At 54.6% G+C, this 15599-nt stretch carries 18 protein-coding genes; 12 read left to right on the top strand and 6 right to left on the bottom strand.

Going from position 1 to position 15599, the window contains the following annotated elements:
- Positions 1–44: 44 nt before the first annotated feature.
- The 7 genes from M2118_RS04215 to pknB all read left to right on the top strand — a co-directional run bounded on the left by M2118_RS04215 (position 45) and on the right by pknB (position 8839).
- Entirely contained in the window at positions 45–797 is a 753-nt protein-coding gene (locus tag M2118_RS04215) for a DUF3662 and FHA domain-containing protein (protein WP_280794682.1), read from the top strand.
- Positions 790–1311, top strand: a complete 522-nt coding sequence (locus M2118_RS04210) for an FHA domain-containing protein FhaB/FipA (RefSeq protein ID WP_280794681.1) — start codon at positions 790–792, stop codon at positions 1309–1311. Before M2118_RS04215 ends, M2118_RS04210 begins: the two co-directional genes overlap by 8 nt.
- 9 nt (positions 1312–1320) lie before the next feature.
- Positions 1321–2547 carry a PP2C family protein-serine/threonine phosphatase gene (locus M2118_RS04205; protein ID WP_280794680.1) on the top strand — a complete coding sequence of 409 codons (1227 nt, stop codon included), beginning with the start codon at positions 1321–1323 and terminating at the stop codon, positions 2545–2547.
- Between the two features lie 74 nt (positions 2548–2621).
- Positions 2622–3935, top strand: coding sequence for an FtsW/RodA/SpoVE family cell cycle protein (locus M2118_RS04200; protein ID WP_280794755.1), 1314 nt, complete (start codon positions 2622–2624; stop codon positions 3933–3935).
- On the top strand, positions 3932–5389 hold the full coding sequence (locus M2118_RS04195) for a peptidoglycan D,D-transpeptidase FtsI family protein (protein WP_280794679.1): 1458 nt from the start codon (positions 3932–3934) through the stop codon (positions 5387–5389). The genes M2118_RS04200 and M2118_RS04195 overlap by 4 nt, the downstream gene beginning before the upstream one ends.
- Complete coding sequence (locus M2118_RS04190) at positions 5386–7056, top strand: protein kinase domain-containing protein (RefSeq protein WP_280794678.1); 1671 nt, start codon at positions 5386–5388, stop codon at positions 7054–7056. Before M2118_RS04195 ends, M2118_RS04190 begins: the two co-directional genes overlap by 4 nt.
- 31 nt (positions 7057–7087) lie before the next feature.
- Positions 7088–8839, top strand: a complete 1752-nt coding sequence (gene pknB, locus M2118_RS04185) for a Stk1 family PASTA domain-containing Ser/Thr kinase (protein ID WP_280794677.1) — start codon at positions 7088–7090, stop codon at positions 8837–8839.
- Positions 8840–8842: 3 nt separating this feature from the next.
- Here the strand turns inward: pknB and M2118_RS04180 are convergent, their stop codons facing one another.
- On the bottom strand, positions 8843–9475 hold the full coding sequence (locus M2118_RS04180; protein WP_280794676.1) for an anthranilate synthase component II: 633 nt from the start codon (positions 9473–9475) through the stop codon (positions 8843–8845).
- A gap of 154 nt (positions 9476–9629) precedes the next feature.
- Positions 9630–10361, bottom strand: coding sequence for a class E sortase (locus M2118_RS04175; protein ID WP_280794675.1), 732 nt, complete (start codon positions 10359–10361; stop codon positions 9630–9632).
- A 71-nt stretch (positions 10362–10432) separates the two neighbouring features.
- Here M2118_RS04175 and M2118_RS04170 point away from each other — a divergent pair, with 71 nt between their 5' ends.
- A complete protein-coding gene (locus tag M2118_RS04170) occupies positions 10433–10678 on the top strand; it encodes a cell division protein CrgA (protein WP_280794674.1) in 246 nt (81 codons plus the stop codon).
- A gap of 59 nt (positions 10679–10737) precedes the next feature.
- Here the strand turns inward: M2118_RS04170 and M2118_RS04165 are convergent, their stop codons facing one another.
- Together M2118_RS04165 and M2118_RS04160 are read right to left on the bottom strand one after the other, a co-directional pair.
- Positions 10738–11619 (bottom strand): rhomboid family intramembrane serine protease, encoded by an 882-nt coding sequence (locus tag M2118_RS04165; RefSeq protein WP_280794673.1) that lies wholly within the window; start codon positions 11617–11619, stop codon positions 10738–10740.
- Positions 11620–11625: 6 nt separating this feature from the next.
- Positions 11626–12165, bottom strand: coding sequence for a peptidylprolyl isomerase (locus M2118_RS04160; protein ID WP_280794672.1), 540 nt, complete (start codon positions 12163–12165; stop codon positions 11626–11628).
- On the opposite strand from M2118_RS04160, the gene M2118_RS04155 reads away from it, so the two are divergent.
- Genes M2118_RS04155 through M2118_RS04145 form a run of 3 tightly spaced genes read left to right on the top strand, consistent with a single transcriptional unit; the run spans position 12164 to position 14429 of the window.
- Positions 12164–12736: a hypothetical protein gene (locus M2118_RS04155; protein WP_280794671.1), complete on the top strand. Its 573-nt coding sequence runs from the start codon at positions 12164–12166 to the stop codon at positions 12734–12736. The two genes, M2118_RS04160 and M2118_RS04155, sit on opposite strands and share 2 nt — an antisense overlap.
- A 6-nt stretch (positions 12737–12742) precedes the next feature.
- A complete protein-coding gene (locus M2118_RS04150; RefSeq protein ID WP_280794670.1) occupies positions 12743–13381 on the top strand; it encodes an LON peptidase substrate-binding domain-containing protein in 639 nt (212 codons plus the stop codon).
- 19 nt (positions 13382–13400) lie between these two features.
- Complete coding sequence (locus M2118_RS04145) at positions 13401–14429, top strand: lipid II:glycine glycyltransferase FemX (RefSeq protein WP_280794669.1); 1029 nt, start codon at positions 13401–13403, stop codon at positions 14427–14429.
- On the opposite strand, the gene M2118_RS04140 is transcribed toward M2118_RS04145, so the two are convergent.
- Positions 14430–14696, bottom strand: coding sequence for a YdeI/OmpD-associated family protein (locus M2118_RS04140; RefSeq protein WP_280794668.1), 267 nt, complete (start codon positions 14694–14696; stop codon positions 14430–14432). It abuts the gene before it with no gap.
- A gap of 22 nt (positions 14697–14718) precedes the next feature.
- On the opposite strand from M2118_RS04140, the gene M2118_RS04135 reads away from it, so the two are divergent.
- Entirely contained in the window at positions 14719–15084 is a 366-nt protein-coding gene (locus tag M2118_RS04135; protein ID WP_280794667.1) for a DUF1801 domain-containing protein, read from the top strand.
- Here M2118_RS04135 and M2118_RS04130 read toward each other — a convergent pair whose 3' ends face one another.
- A complete protein-coding gene (locus M2118_RS04130; RefSeq protein ID WP_280794666.1) occupies positions 15085–15471 on the bottom strand; it encodes a hypothetical protein in 387 nt (128 codons plus the stop codon).
- Positions 15472–15599 lie beyond the last annotated feature (128 nt).

The following is a 15599-nucleotide window of genomic DNA, read 5'->3' as shown; positions in this document are numbered from 1 at the left end:
CGGGTACGATTTGGGGAGGAGTTTTACCCTGAAGAAGGAGACCTGTGGGCATTCTCGACAACCTTGAACGCGGCTTAGAGCGCGTGGTCAATGGTGCGTTCGCGAAGACGTTCCGTTCTGGTCTTCAGCCTGTTGAAATCACTGCAGCACTGCGCCGTGAACTCGACACCAAGGCCGCAGTAGTCTCTCGCGATCGTGTTCTTGTTCCCAACAAGTTCACTGTGCGTCTTGCTCCAGATGATTACGAGCGCATGGTCACCATGGGTGCCACGCTCACGGACGAACTGACCCGCCTGGTAACTAAGCACGCTGCCACCCAGCACTACCAGTTCGCTGGCGGCATCAAGATTTCCCTGCGCTCGGACCCCACTCTTGCCGTGGGTGTTGTTCAAGTTGACTCAGAAAATGTCAGCGGTTCGGTCACCTGGGTTGCCGTTCTCGAAATTGCTGGGCAGCGTTACCCCATCTCTAAGTCCCGCACCGTCATTGGTCGTGGCACCGAAGCAGATATCACCGTCGATGACTCAGGAATTTCTCGCAAGCATGTTGAAGTGCTCTGGGATGGCACCCGTGCTCAAGCAAATGACCTTGGCTCAACTAACGGTTCCAAGCTCAACGGACAACGTCTCGTGTCAGCAGCTTTAGAAGCTGACTCCGTCATCACCATTGGTCAAACCTCCATCGTTCTTCGCCTTCTCCCCCAAGCATCAGCTTCTCCTTCAGCACCCGCTTCTGCGGAGTCAGTGCAGACACCCCGTGCTGCCGAGCCCGGCGGATTCTGGGGTCCCCGTGAGTGAGCTCACTCTTCTGATCCTGCGCATAGGTTTCCTCATTGCGCTCTGGGTCTTCGTTTTCTTTGTTGTCTATGCGGTGCGCAGTGACCTCTTTGGTCAGCGCGTGCGCAAGATGCCTGTGGCAGCTCCCCCTGCTGTTGCCCCCGATGCGCGAGCATTTCTCACTTCTGCCCAACCCCGGATTGCTCCACCTGTGTCGAGTGTCGAGACTGCGCCTGCGGATGGAACTCCCCTCAAGCTCGTGATCACCTCCGGAGCCCTGGAAGGCCAAGAGCTTCCACTTCAGGGTGACGTCATCACTATTGGTCGTTCACCCGACTCCAGCTTGGTTATTCAAGATGACTACACCTCTACTCATCACGCCCGCTTGGAGACCCGTGGGGGAAGCTGGCTTCTTCGAGACCTCGATTCCACCAATGGAACTACTCTGGCCGGTGCCCGCGTGACCAGCCCCGTTCCTATTCCGTTGAACACTCCTATCGTTGTCGGATCAATGACTTTTGAGGTTCGCCGCTAGGCGCCCGATATGTCCAAGCACAGCGCAGCCGCCTCGAATGTGGGCAAGGTTCGAGCATCCAATCAGGATGCTGGCTACGCAGGCACCTACCTCAGCGTGGTTGCTGACGGCATGGGGGGTCACGCCGGTGGAGACGTCGCTTCTCACCTGGTAATCCGACACCTCTTGCAACTCGACAAGGAATACACCGACGTCATCGCGGCGCAGCAGGAACTGCTGGCAACGCTCCTGCAAGCAAATGACATGCTCTCCGACGTGGTCTATGAACACCCTGAACTTGCTGGTTTGGGAACCACCGTCAGTGCCATGCTGCGCGTGGGCAGACAAGTTGTCATTGCCCATATTGGTGACTCACGTATATATCTCCTGCGCGAGGGCAACCTTTCTCAAGTCACCGTCGACCACACGTTTGTGCAGCGCCTGATTGACAGTGGACGCATCACTGAAGAAGAAGCTCACGACCACCCACGTCGTTCTGTCCTGATGCGAGTGCTCGGTGATGTGGACGCCTCACCAGAACTTGATACTGCCGTGCTGGATCTCGAAGAAGGTGACCGCTGGATGCTTTGCTCCGACGGTCTCACCGGTGTTGTCTACACAGAGCGCCTCAAGCCCTTCTTAGTTGAAGCAGAAACAGCAGACGATGCTGCCGACACCTTGGTTCAGGCAAGCCTGACCGGAGGTGCACCAGATAACGTCACCGTCGTTGTGGTCGACATCACAGCTGATGAGCCGGAGAAGATTTCTGAACTCGTGGGATCTGCCGCCGGCCCGATGGCCGTGAAAGCACCCGAGGCCAAGCTCATCCCCACCCCCAACTTGAAGCCTCGCCCCAAGCCGAAGAAGCTTCCTGTTTCCACCGGTGGAATGAGTGTTCCTCCCACTGCCCTGACTGCTCAGCTCGACGCCGTGAAAGCTAAGCGCATTCGTCGACGTGCTGTTTTGATTGGTTCACTGATCTTGGTTGTTGGCGCAATCGTGATTGCGGCGATCTTGGGTTATCGCTGGAGCCAGACACAGTTCTACGTTGGCAGCGATACAGACTCTGTCGTGATTTATCAAGGTATTCCCGAAGACGTTGCTGGCATGGACTTGTCTCATGTTTACGTCGATACCGATATTCCTCTTGAATCCCTCACCGCTTATCAGCAGCAGCAAATCAAGAACGGTATCCCGTTCGGTTCCTATAACGAAGCGCAAAGCTTGGTTGATTCCCTCACACGTGAGGCGAAGTAGTGTCAGCACCTGCTCCAGACTTTGTTGCCACCGGTTCTATTGGGCGCCTCAAGCGTGTGCGCTCCTCGCAGCGCATGCGCAATGTTGAACTGATTCTCATCTTGGTGGCGAGCGCCATCAATGTTGCGTCCCTCGTTCTTGTGCAATGGGCGGTCTTGGACACCATTGATGCGGGTCCACTAGCTATTTGTGGATTGCTTGCGGTTCTGGTTCTATCGATTCACGTGGCGATGCGCTTTGTCGCACCACAGGCAGACGCACTCATTCTTCCGATTGCAACCGTGCTCAACGGTTTAGGTATTGCTGAGATTTATCGCATTGACCTTGCTCTGGGTAATGAAGGCTGGGATTCTCTGGCTAATAAGCAGATTGCCTGGACTGCGTTGGCGCTGGGTTCTGCCTTGGCCACCATCATTGTGATCAAGCACCAACGAATTCTGCAGCGTTACACCTACGTGGCCGGTCTGTTGGCTGTGTTATTGATTGCTCTGCCCATGGTTCCCGGTTTGGGTATTTCCATCAACGGTGCTCGTGTCTGGATCCAATTGGGCACCCTGACCTTCCAGCCTGGTGAGATTGCCAAGATTGCGTTGGCCGTCTTCTTTGCCGGTTACTTAGTGCAACGTCGTGAGAGCTTGTCCATGGTGGGTCGCACGTTCCTCGGCATGCGCTTTCCCCGTGGCCGTGACCTGGGACCCATCATCGTGGTCTGGGCATTATCGATGGCTGTCATTGTGTTCCAGCGCGACCTTGGTACTGGTCTCCTCTTCTTCGGCCTCTTCCTCGTCATGCTCTATGTCGCCACGGGGCGCGGAAGCTGGGTGGCCCTAGGTCTGAGCTTGGTTGGTGTGGGAGCGGTCATCGCTAACCAGACCCTGGACTACGTCAATGGCCGTTTTGCCAACTGGTATGACGCCTTCAATGACGCCAACTTTTCTGCCGATGGCGGCAGCTACCAATTGGTGCAGGGACTCTTCGGTCTCGCACATGGCGGGGTGATTGGCACCGGCCTCGGTGAGGGCATGCCCGAAGTCACTCCAGTTTCACAAAGTGACTACATCATTGCCAGCCTGGGTGAAGAACTCGGCCTCGCAGGCATCTTCGCCATTCTCTGTTTGTACTTGCTTCTCGTTGGTCGCGGACTTCGCATCGGTTTCGCCGGCCACGATGACTTCAGCAAGCTGTTAGCTGTTGGCTTGTCTTTCACTATTGCGCTTCAGTGCTTCATCGTGATCGGCGGTGTGATGCGTGTCATTCCTTTGACAGGTCTGACCACGCCATTCCTTGCCGCTGGTGGTAGTTCACTGGTTGCCAACTGGATTATTGCGGCGCTGTTGCTTCGCCTTTCCGATTCCATCCGCAGCGAACCCAGGTTGGTGGTCGGATGAACCGGGAATTAAAGCGGGTCACCATGGTGGTGATTGGCATGTTTGTTGTGCTTTTTCTGGCAGCAAGCACCATTCAGGTGTTCACGGCGGATCAGCTGTATGCGGATTCGCGGAACACTCGCACCATTTTTGATAGCTATCGCTACAAGCGGGGCTCCATCTTGGTGGCCGGTGCACCGATTGCAGAATCAGTGCCCGTTGATGACAACTACCGCTACCAGCGCACCTATCCCAACCCTGCTACCTATGCCAATGTCACGGGATACTTCACCCTCAACCAGGGCATGACCGGTATTGAAGGCACGCTCAACTCATACCTCAGCGGGAAAACTGGTTCACAGTTCCTCAACCAGCTCAACGCCATCTTGACCGGACAAGAACCTCAAGGCGCCAGCGTCGCCTTGACCCTCGACCCCGTGATGCAGCAAGCAGCCTTTGATGCTCTCGGCGACTACGAAGGTGCTGTTCTGGTGACCGAACCCAGCACCGGCAAGATTTTGGTGATGGCGTCCAAGCCAAGCTACGACCCCAACTTGCTCGCTGCTCACAATGCAGACGAAGTCATCTCAACCTATGACGCCTTGATTTCTGATCCACTCAAACCGTTGATCAATAAGGCCATCGCTGGAGATATGAATCCTCCGGGATCGGTTTTCAAGCTGGTTATGGTTGCTGCTGCACTGGAATCAGGAAAATACACTCCAGAAAGCACCTTTGCGAACCCCTCAGAGTTCCAGTTGCCTGGAACCGATGTGTTTATCCAGAACTCCACCTTCACAACCTGTGGATATGGTGCCACGGTGACATTGGCCACCGCACTGCGATTGAGCTGCAACATTCCTTTTGCTGAGTTAGGTCTGGAGCTGGGCCGTAAGGCGATTCTCGATCAAGCCAAGAAGTTTGGTTTCAACACCTCGTTCGATGTGCCCATGACGGCAGCCGCGAGTGAATTCCCTGTGGTGATGAATGATCCTCAGACGGCATTGGCCTCGTTCGGTCAATATGACGTCAGGGCAACCCCACTTCAGATCGCCATGGTCTCTGCTGCTATCGCCAATGGCGGCAAGGTGATGTATCCCACCGTGCTTGACCAGATCCTCGAACCTACGCTCAAACCAATTTCCCAGTTTGAAGCGAAAGAATTCTCTCAGGCAATCAGCCCAGAAACGTCCGCGACCATCACCCAAATGATGATCAACAACGTAGATAACAGCAATCTCATAACTAATGTGAGAATTGAGGGAGTAAAGGTCGCGGGTAAAACCGGTACGGCCCAAAATGGAGACGGGGAACCGTACACATTCTGGTTCACCGGGTTCGCTCCGGCTGAAGCTCCGAGATATGCCATTGCCGTTGTAATCGAAAACGGTGGTGGACTCGGACAAAATGGTTACACCAATGACATCGCAGTGCCAATCGCAAGAAAAGTCCTAGAGGCAGGGTTAAACAAATGAGACCAACAGCTGGAATCACCTTCGGTGGTCGTTATGAACTCCAGTCCCGCATTGCCATTGGTGGCATGGGTGAGGTCTGGCAGGCCACTGACCTTGTCATTGGTCGCTTGGTCGCGATCAAGATTTTGAAGGACGAGTACCTTGGTGACCCCGGCTTCCTCGAGCGATTCCGTGCAGAAGCACGTCACGCTGCCCTGGTGAACCACGAAGGTATTGCAAACGTCTATGACTACGGCGAGGAAGAAGGCTCTGCCTACCTCGTCATGGAACTTGTTCCTGGTGAGCCCCTCTCTGCGGTCATTGAGCGTGAGAAGACTCTCTCCATTGACAAGGTTCTGGACATCATTGCTCAGACTTCTGCTGCCCTTCAGGCGGCACACAGCGCTGGCCTGGTGCACCGCGACATCAAGCCCGGCAACATGCTCATTACTCCCGAAGGCCGTGTGAAGATCACCGACTTCGGTATTGCTCGTATTGCTGACCAAGTTCCCTTGACCGCAACCGGCCAGGTAATGGGTACTGTTCAGTACCTCTCTCCTGAGCAGGCTTCTGGTCACCCCGCGTCCCCTTCAACCGACATTTACTCGCTCGGAATTGTTGCCTACGAATGCCTCGCAGGTAAGCGTCCTTTCACCGGTGAATCACAAGTCGCAATCGCGATGGCTCAGATCAACGAAGAGCCTCCACCACTTCCTGACACGATTGCTGAACCTGTTCGCAACCTGGTTTACTCCTGCATTGCGAAGAAGCCCGCTGACCGTCCCGCCTCTTCGGCAAACCTTGCCCGTGCTGCTCAGGCACTTCGTCGTGGAGACCTGCAAGGCGCTGCAGCTGCAGTGCCTGGTGTCCTCGGCACCACAACAACCCCCTTGGACGCAACCGTGGTCATGCCACGCACTGCTGAAACCGGAGCAACAACAGTTTTGAATATCCCAGATGCACCCGCACCCGTTGACACCACAGAGAAGAAGAAGCGCAGTCCCTGGACCTGGCCTCTGATTGCTTTGGTTGGCGTATTGGTGATTGTCCTGATCGGTGCAGTTGTTGCACTGACTTCTGGCGGGAACACCCCAGAACCCAAGCCCACCGACACCACACAGTCGGCAAGCCCCACAAAGACCAAGAAGCCCACCGCGACTCCGACTGGTTCAGCGACCCCCACCGCAGCAGCTATCAACAAGGCTGACTACGTGGGCAAGTCTCTTGCTGACGCTACGGCAGCGCTGGAGAAGCTCAACATGAACGTCAACGCGGTCAAGGGAACTGCTGCTCCTAGCGCTGACAAGGTAGGCGTTGTCTACGACGTCAACCCAACCGGACCTCAGGTTGCCAACGGCACCACCATCAACGTGACTTACTACGGTGATCTTCCTGTCGCACCTGCTCCCACTGCTGCTCCGAGCCTCAACGATGACAACGCAACTCCAGGTCAGAACCTCACGGCGACTTGGGCTGGCTACACCGCATGCCCATCTGGTCACAGCTTGGAAAGCTACACCGTCCTGGTTGATGGCTCGCCTGTGAGCTCAGTGCCTAACGCAACTGCTCCCTTCACAGCACCTTCAGCTTTGGGTAACCACACCATTGCTTACCAGGTGACCTGTTCTGGTCTTGCTATCTCAGCAAGCTCTCCCACCACTTCCTTCACAGTCTCAGCGCTGGGATAGATTAGACACACAGTCTTATCAAGGGGAATCAGTGCCACTCAGTAACAACGTCATCGCTGGGCGCTATCAGCTCAATAAGCTCGTCGGTAGCGGCGGCATGGCTGACGTTTATGTTGCGCACGATTCTGTTCTGGGACGCAAGGTTGCCATCAAAGTCCTCAATGAGGAATTAGCTAGTAACAAGAAGTTCAGCCAGCGCTTTAAGCAGGAAGCAAAGTCTGCTTCTGCCATGGACCACCCCAACATCGTGAAGGTGTTGGACGCCGGCGAAACAACTGATACCGATTCCGCAGGCGTCAAGCACACTTACGCGTACTTGGTCATGGAATACGTTGATGGTCTTGAGCTTTCTAAGCTCGTTGCCCGCGGTCCACTGAAGGTTCCTGAAGCTATTCGGGTTACCAAGGAACTGCTTTCTGCTGTGGAGTTTGCCCACAACAAGGGCATCGTTCACCGCGACATCAAGCCTGACAACATCATGTTGACTCGTGCGGGCAAGGTGAAAGTTCTCGACTTCGGTATTGCTCGCGCTGTTGCCGAAACTTTCGATGACATTGCCACCACCACTTCCATCTTGGGCACCGCTGCGTATTTCTCCCCTGAACAAGCTCAGGGCCAGAAGGTAGACATCCGCACCGATCTTTATGCCATTGGCATCGTGCTGTTTGAGATGCTCACCGGCAAGGTTCCTTTCACTGGGGACACCGCCGTTGCCGTGGCTCACCAGCACATCCATGCACACCCTCCAGCACCAAGCTCCCTGAACCCGAAGGTTTCGTTGGCACTCGACCAGGTTGTGTTCACAGCATTGGCCAAGGACAAGGCCGATCGTTTCCAGACAACCGCCGAGTTTGGCCGTGAACTTCGTGCTGCTGCAACAGCTAAGCCTGGAACTGCTCCCGTTCCTGTCGTGCCCAAGCCAGATATGGATACTCTGCTCGGAGCAAACATCTCTGAGCCAGCCATGGAGAAGTCTGAGACCGTTTCTGAACTCCCTGACGACTTCCTCTTTCTCTTTGGCGATGACCCTCAGACTGCTCCCACACTGATTCAGCCAGAACAGTTCCGTCCCGAGCGCAAACGTGTCATTACTGCTGTCGCAGTTATTGCATTGGTCTTCGGTGCTATCGCGGGTATGGGTCTCTGGGTTGCCACACTGCAGCCCACCAATATCTTCCCCACGTCAACAGTGACAGTTCCCACACTGAAGAACGTTGATCAGAAGGATGCCCTCAAGCAACTTCAAGACCTTGATCTCATCACCAGCACCGTGGTTGAGAACTCTGCCCTGATCAAAAAGGGCAAGGTCATCCGCACCGAGCCTGAAAAGGGCGCGGTCATTGACCCTGGAACTCCGATCACCGTTTATGTCTCTGCGGGAAAGACCATGGTGGAAGTTCCACAGGTCTCAGATATGACAGCAGCGGACGCCAAGATTCAGCTCGAAGCAGTTGGTCTTGTTGTGGGAACAACAACTGAGGGACACTCGCCCTCCTACGCTGCCGGTTTGGTCATTGGTACTACTCCCACGTTGGGAACCAAGCTCATCCAGGGCAGCAAGGTGAATCTGCTCATCTCTGACGGCAAGATTGATATACCTGATCTCAAGGGCAAGACCGTGACCGATGCCAACAACCTGTTGAGCACTCTCTCGATCACCCCAACAGTTCAGGCAGATACAACCTGTGCCAAGGGTGAGCAGCCGACGGTGAAGTCCCAGTCTCCTGGTCCTGGAGTGGCGCCTCAAGGTACCGCTGTCACGATCACCTACTGTGCGGGATAGTTCTTAGCGAATCAATGGGCTCTTAGTCAGAGCTAGTTCTGCTGCGCCTGTCAGGCCACACACTTCTAGCCAGTTGCCCAGCATGGTGTAACCGCCTTCAGTAAGTACGGACTCAGGGTGGAACTGAACACCATAAATGGGTGCTTCCTTGTGCTGAAGTCCCATAATCACACCGCCGGCAGTTGAGCTGGTGACAACCAGCTCCTCGGGGACGGTCGAGTTCACTACAGCCAGAGAGTGATAGCGCGTGGCTGTGAAGGGCTGAGGTACCGACGCGTACAAGGTGCTGTCGTTGTGGTTGATCAGTGACGTCTTACCGTGCATGAGCTCTTCGGCATTCGTCACGGTCGCACCGAAAGCTTCACCGATTGCCTGGTGACCAAGGCACACACCCAGAAGTGAGATGCCCTGTTTGCGAGCAGAGTGCACTGCGGCAATCGAAACACCCGCGTCGGACGGCTTACCGGGTCCTGGTGAGACCAGAACTCCGTCATATTCGGCCAGAGTCGAATCAAGCTCTGCCAGAGGGATCTGGTCGTTGCGCACAACAACAGTCTGGGCACCCAGCTCTTGCAGATACCCGTTGAGGGTATAGACAAAGCTGTCGTAGTTATCGATTACCAAGATCCTGGTCATTGGTTAACCGTAACCTCTCTGACCGTAATTGCTGTATCCACGAGGGGAAAAACAAACACCATCAACACTGTGATGACAACGGCAGCTGCTGCCGTCAAGATTGCAATCTTGACCCACAAGTTCCCGGGCAATACTCGCCATAACGCTGAATACATTAGGACTCCACCTTCTGAGTCTTCGCCATCTCAACAGGGGGCCCTGCAGAACGTGGCTGCCATGATTCCAAGACGCTGTAGACAATCATGCGCTCAGCATCACCGAGCAACGGGTTACAGGTGGTGATGGTGAGGATGCTTTGATCACCAGGGGCTTCATTGGTTCCAGGCACGGGCAGGAGCACATCAACAGCGGTGGGGAGCACAAACTCATAGTTTCGGAAAGCGTAGGTGTAGTACCCGTCTACGGTCTCAACATAGATCTTGTCACCGACCTGCAGTTTGGGAGCATCGCCGAAGGGGCTTCCCCAATTGGTGCGGTGAACGGCTACCGCAAAGTTTCCGGGCTGGCCTGGCCACTGAGTGTCAGGGTAGTGACCGAAGTAACCGTTGTTCAGCACAGTGGTGAGATCAACGCTGTTCTTGACCACGCGGGTGGAATCTGCGCCCAAGCGTGGAATGTAGATGGTGGCAAACTTCGCGCCTTCACCCACGCCAGCAAAGGCAGGTGCTGGGCCAAAATCTTCTGATGTTGGCGCTGTAGCTGATTTGTCCTTGTCCGTGGACCATTCCTGGACTAGCTCCTGAGATGCCGTTTTCTGCTGCCCTGCAACAACAGCGTTGTTGATCCACAACTGCCAGGCCAAGAACAACAGGACGATTGCACCGAAGGTGATGAGGAGTTCGCCAACAATGCCCATCAGACGGGAAAGAACAGCTGGCTTGAACACGTACTCAACTTTACCCGGCTAGATGTGGGCTTCCTGTGGAGGTACTGAATTCGGGTAGACTTTTGAGCACTATGGCTGCAGAAAAGAAGAAGCGCACGAAGGCTCCTCGTAACCCCGAGGCTACCGGCGCAGACGCACCGAACCCCGTATGGTTCAAGCCCGTCATGTTTGGCTTCATGCTCATTGGTCTCGTCTGGATCATCGTGTTCTACATCAGCCAGGGTACGCTGCCTATTTTGGCTCTTGGTTCCTGGAACATCCTGGTTGGATTCGGCATTGCCTTCATCGGCTTCCTGATGACCACACGGTGGCGCTAACTCTAATTACACGCGTGTAATTCTCCCCATGTGGACAACCATGTGGATAACTCTCGTTGTTAACCCTGCACAAACATTGGGGCGTGTGAGAGGGCTAAAGCCACAAACGCGAGCACAGTGAGGCTGACCAAGCCAAGTTGAAGCTTCTTCTGGGTGTACTTCCTGGTCTGCACAAAGATGAAGCCCAGCAATGCTCCTCCGAGCAAACCTCCGAGGTGTGCTTGCCAGGAAACACTCATGCCCGGCAAGAAGCCAATGACCAAGTTAATGCCAACCAGCACGAGTAACTGGGTAGTTTCGCCGCCGAGCTTGCGTTGAATGACAAGATACGCGCCCATCAAACCAAAGATGGCACCGGAAGCACCAACAACAAAGGTGTCATGAGGTGCCCAGAACATGACGCCGAGGGATCCAGCAAGACCGGAAGCTAAGTAGAGGGTGATGAACCGAGCTTTGCCTAGCATTCGCTCTAACATTTGGCCAAAAATCCACAACGTATACATATTGAGCAGGATGTGGAAAACAAAGCCTGTTGAATGCGTAAAAACAGAGGTAATCATGCGCCACGGCTCATAGGGAGCACCAATGGCTCCGTATTCGCCGTAGCTGTACAAAGGCGAATAAGCCAAGTAGCTGGTGGCATCTAAGCCAGGAATCCACTGCAGTACGTAGAACAATGCCGTTATGGCAATCAGTGTGTACGTCACCACGGGGTTTTGATTACTGCGGCCGCCCAGGGCTTCTCGTCCCACACGTGGTGCACGAGCCTGAGCCTGGCCTAAACATTCAGGGCAGATCACACCCACGGGAGCTGGAACCTGGCACTGCACACACACAGAGCGTTCACAGCGCTGGCAGCGAATAAAGGTGGGTGTATCTGGGTGGCGATAACAGGAAGGGGCTACCTCAGCGGTAGCCCCAAAGCCTGTCTCGTTGCTCACGAAGAGTTAGACCTGTTCGATGGTGATGGATTCAATCACCACGTCGTCGAGGGGGCGGTCGCGACCATCGGTCGAGACAGCACCCAGCTGGTCAACAATGGCACGGCTTGCTTCGTCCTCAACAGCACCGAAAATGGTGTGCTTGCCCTGCAACCAGGTGGTGGGTGCAGTGGTGATGAAGAACTGAGAACCGTTGGTTCCCTTTCCGCCATGGGTTCCAGCGTTTGCCATCGCGAGGATATAGGGCTGGGTGAAGTTGAGTTCAGAGTTGATCTCGTCATCGAACTGGTAACCAGGGCCGCCGGTTCCGGTTCCGAGAGGGTCGCCGCCCTGGATCATGAAGTCGGGGATGATGCGGTGGAAGACAACGCCGTTGTAGAGAGGATCGTTGCGCTTCGCGCCGGTCTTGGGGTCGGTCCACTCGATATCTCCAGTGGCGAGACCTACGAAGTTCTTCACGGTCTTTGGAGCGTGGTTTCCGTAGAGGTTGATCTTGATGGGGCCAAGAGTGGTGTTCATCGTGGCAACTGCGGTGTGAATAGACATGGCTCAATCTTTTCACACGGTGCTTCACAAAATGCCCATCGTTCGCTCACCGGGGAACAGCTCTGGTGGCATTCACAGCCAACAGTGGCAAGATGGAACTATGGCTCGCAAAAAGATGACTGAAGCAGAAGCACTCAAGGCACACGCAGAAGAACTCCTGCACGAACAGCAGCGCGTTCTTGCTCACGCAGGTTCCGTCGTTCGTGAGGCCAGCCGTGAACTCGGCCGCGTCACCAGCGAAGAGGTCTTCCCTCGCGTGGTGAAGGGTTCACGTGCAGCAGCACAGAGCACTCGCGACAAGCTCGTTGAAGATGTTCTGCCCACCGTGGCATCCGTCATCGGCTCTACTCTGTCCGTGATTGACGCGGCTCGCGACAAGCGAGTCAAAGAAGTGACCAAGCAGGTTGCCAAGCTCGCCGCGAGCAAGAAGGTTGTTGCACCCGCCGCTACCGCGAGCGCTGGCAAGTACTTTGCAGCAGGTATTGGTATCGCTGCCCTTCTTGGTATTGGTTACGTCGTCTGGCAGACCTTCCGTGCTGACGATGAACTCTGGGTCTCCGAAGACGAATAAGCCCTCATGGCTTTAGTTCTGCCCCAATTTCCTGTGGGGTCAGTGTTGATGCCCTTTATGCCACTGGCATTGAGAGTATTTGAACCCCGCTATCTCAAGCTCATGGGAGACCTGGTTGGCTCGGAGAACCCTGTCTTTGGCGTTCCCCTCCACCCCCAGCGTGTGGCAGCCGGCGAACAGCCTGAACGTCTCACCATTGGCACCGTGGCCAAAGTTGAAGACTTTGGCATGACTGATGAGCACCTCGGCATCACCGCCACCGGAACAAAGCGCTTTGTCGTGACGAAATGGCTCGAGGCAGATCCCTATCCTCGCGCAGAGGTTGCCTACCTTCCCGATTTGGTCTGGGACGACAAGTTTGATTCTCAGCGCATGACTCTGGAACTTGAAGTTCGTGGACTCCTCACCCGAGCTAGCAAGTATGGCGAGATGATGTGGGAACCTGACACCGAAATCTCTGAAGAGCCCGTCGCCGCTATTTGGCAACTAGCGGCCATGCTGCCTGTCCCCCCTCAAGAACAGCACACCATGCTCGAGTCAGAAGACTTCGAAACCCTCATTGAAACAGCCCTTGCTATTTGTGCTGGCGGTAACCGGTTCCTTGATGGTCTCGATGCCGGGGAGTCACCCGAGCGCGCAGACTGACCTGCGAGATACTGGAGCAATGACCGGCTCACAGTCCCCAGAATCATGGAATGACGCCGTGTTGCGCACGCAACACCACCCTCACTTCATGCAGTCACTGGCCTGGGCACAGTTCAAGACAGGTTCCGGTTGGGAGCCTTCCGGTCAGCACCTCACTGATTCCTCTGGAGCAGAAGTTCTTGCCGTTCAAGAGTTCACTCGACCAGCATTCGGCTTGGGTAACCTCATTCACGCTCCCCGTGTATCTGGGATGACTCCCGACAAGGTGAAGATCCTCACCGATCATGCCAAGAAGCTGCGCGGTGGCAAGAACCTTGCTTACAAGATTGAGACATACCAGCAGACCGATCCAGATCTGATCGCTGCCTACAAGAGCAATGGCTGGGTCGAGGCATACCCTTCGCAGTATCAGTGGTCAGTCACCGTTGACCTCACTCCTGACGAAGACACCATATTTGCGAACTTTGGCCCCAAGGCCCGCAATCACCTCCGCTTTGCCATGAAGGCAGACATTGAGGTCAACCGTGTTCCCTTCTCAGAAGAGAACATTGTTCAACTTCTCCAGCTGGTTGGTGGAACCAAGGATCGCTCAGGTGCGTTCTTCCGATCTGAGGACTACCTGCGTAAGGCGTGGGGCACCTTCGATGCTGCTGGCCAGGCCTACCTCTACCAAGCACATCATGAAGGCACACTGATTGCCGCTGCAGTGGTCTTCACCTTCGGCAAAAAGGCTTGGTACAAAGACGGCGGCTCTATTCGCACCCAAAAGCGCCTGCCTGCTCCTCACCTGATGCAGTGGACCATCATGCGTGATCTCAAAGCCGAAGGCTTTGAAGCCTATGACCTGGGTAACGTTCCAGACCCTGAGAACATCACTGCAGGAGCTATGGAAGGCCTCTGGCACTTCAAGACAGGCTTCAACTCCACCGTTGACACCTACATGCCAGCATTTGAGTATCCCTTGAACTCCAAACAGAAGCTGTGGAACAAGTTTGAGACTAAGTTCCTTGGTCTCTACTCGCGCCTGCGCAAGGACTACTGGTACTAACTACTTCTTAGAAGCGGGGTGGTCCATCCGCATATAGACGCCACCCTTCTTCAGCTCATCAAGCATTTGGTTCAGGCGCTTCTGGCGAATCTCTTGCCGAACTGCTCGAGTGATCCAAGCCAGGTAGTCATTGCGTTGATACGCAGGTCTGTGGTCGTAGTCAGCACGCAGGCCATTCTGTTCCAGCGCTAACTTCACGTCCGCAGGCATCTCCACGAGCTTGCGACGCAGGTTTCCCTTTTTGTCGCGCATATCTCGAGAGCTCATGTGGCCAGCGTAGTCTGAACGTATGAATGATGTTGTGAAATACAACGAAGCAGCTGATGCCACCAACCGCCCTGTTATTGACTTCCTCTTTGAAGAGTTCCAACAGGCACTCCCCACAGCCACTTTCAAGGTCTGGCACGGAGCACCCGTATTCTTTCTCGATGACATTCCTGTTGCGGGATACCAAGACCACAAGCATGGCGTGAAGGTGTTGTTCTGGAGTGGGAAAGACTTTTCAGAGCCAGGGCTTCTCGGCATAGGCAAGCACAGGGCCGCCGGCATCACATATACGGATGTTGCAGCAATCAACGTGGAAGACCTCAGGCGCTATCTCCGCTTGAGCACAGAGATCATCTGGGACTATCGGTCACTGCGGCCTAAGAAGTAATTACTTCGCCAGCTTTCTTTTTCTGTAAATGCGGTCCGCTGTGTAACCAGAAAGCGGAAGAAGTAAGAATACTGAAAATGCGACCACACCCATCATGAATATGATGAGGGCGTCATTGGGTCCGTCCTCTTCCCAATCTGTTTGCAGAGCTGGTGTGAAGAAAAGTACTACGCAAATTGTCGCGATTACAAAAATGAGTGCGGAAGCAACATAAATGAGTTTTTTGCCGTTGAATTGCTGTCGGCCTTGATCAAAAAGTACACGAGAAATGAGCGCACCTAGCGCGATAAAGAACGCCCCTAAAAAAATTGGCATCAACAAAGCCAGGAGCAGAAACAACCCAAGTAAAACTAGGGAGTACTTGTAGGTGTCTATCCAATTCTTCATTTCGGATCCTTCTTTTCAGGATCAGGAAACGGCAATGTAGCGATGATAAGTGCAGTAATCAGAGGGCTAAACGCTAGCGATAACCAGAAGAATGATTTCCTGTTGCGGAGTTTTCTCTCCGCTGCACG

Origin of the sequence: Aurantimicrobium minutum (assembly GCF_029892845.1) — a bacterium.
GTDB lineage: Bacteria > Actinomycetota > Actinomycetes > Actinomycetales > Microbacteriaceae > Aurantimicrobium > Aurantimicrobium minutum_B.
The sequence above is the reverse complement of the archived record's forward strand: the minus strand, read 5'-3'. Positions and strand labels throughout refer to the sequence as shown.

Excerpts from the sequence above, each read along its gene's own strand:
- M2118_RS04205 (WP_280794680.1), top strand. The coding sequence starts at position 1,321 with ATGTCCAAGCACAGCGCAGCCGCCTCGAATGTGGGCAAGGTTCGAGCA.
- M2118_RS04200 (WP_280794755.1), top strand. The coding sequence starts at position 2,622 with ATGCGCAATGTTGAACTGATTCTCATCTTGGTGGCGAGCGCCATCAAT.
- M2118_RS04195 (WP_280794679.1), top strand. The coding sequence starts at position 3,932 with ATGAACCGGGAATTAAAGCGGGTCACCATGGTGGTGATTGGCATGTTT.
- M2118_RS04190 (WP_280794678.1), top strand. The coding sequence starts at position 5,386 with ATGAGACCAACAGCTGGAATCACCTTCGGTGGTCGTTATGAACTCCAG.
- M2118_RS04180 (WP_280794676.1), bottom strand. The coding sequence starts at position 9,475 with ATGACCAGGATCTTGGTAATCGATAACTACGACAGCTTTGTCTATACC.
- M2118_RS04170 (WP_280794674.1), top strand. The coding sequence starts at position 10,433 with ATGGCTGCAGAAAAGAAGAAGCGCACGAAGGCTCCTCGTAACCCCGAG.
- M2118_RS04155 (WP_280794671.1), top strand. The coding sequence starts at position 12,164 with ATGGCTCAATCTTTTCACACGGTGCTTCACAAAATGCCCATCGTTCGC.
- M2118_RS04160 (WP_280794672.1), bottom strand. The coding sequence starts at position 12,165 with ATGTCTATTCACACCGCAGTTGCCACGATGAACACCACTCTTGGCCCC.
- M2118_RS04150 (WP_280794670.1), top strand. The coding sequence starts at position 12,743 with ATGGCTTTAGTTCTGCCCCAATTTCCTGTGGGGTCAGTGTTGATGCCC.
- M2118_RS04145 (WP_280794669.1), top strand. The coding sequence starts at position 13,401 with ATGACCGGCTCACAGTCCCCAGAATCATGGAATGACGCCGTGTTGCGC.
- M2118_RS04140 (WP_280794668.1), bottom strand. The coding sequence starts at position 14,696 with ATGAGCTCTCGAGATATGCGCGACAAAAAGGGAAACCTGCGTCGCAAG.
- M2118_RS04135 (WP_280794667.1), top strand. The coding sequence starts at position 14,719 with ATGAATGATGTTGTGAAATACAACGAAGCAGCTGATGCCACCAACCGC.
- M2118_RS04130 (WP_280794666.1), bottom strand. The coding sequence starts at position 15,471 with ATGAAGAATTGGATAGACACCTACAAGTACTCCCTAGTTTTACTTGGG.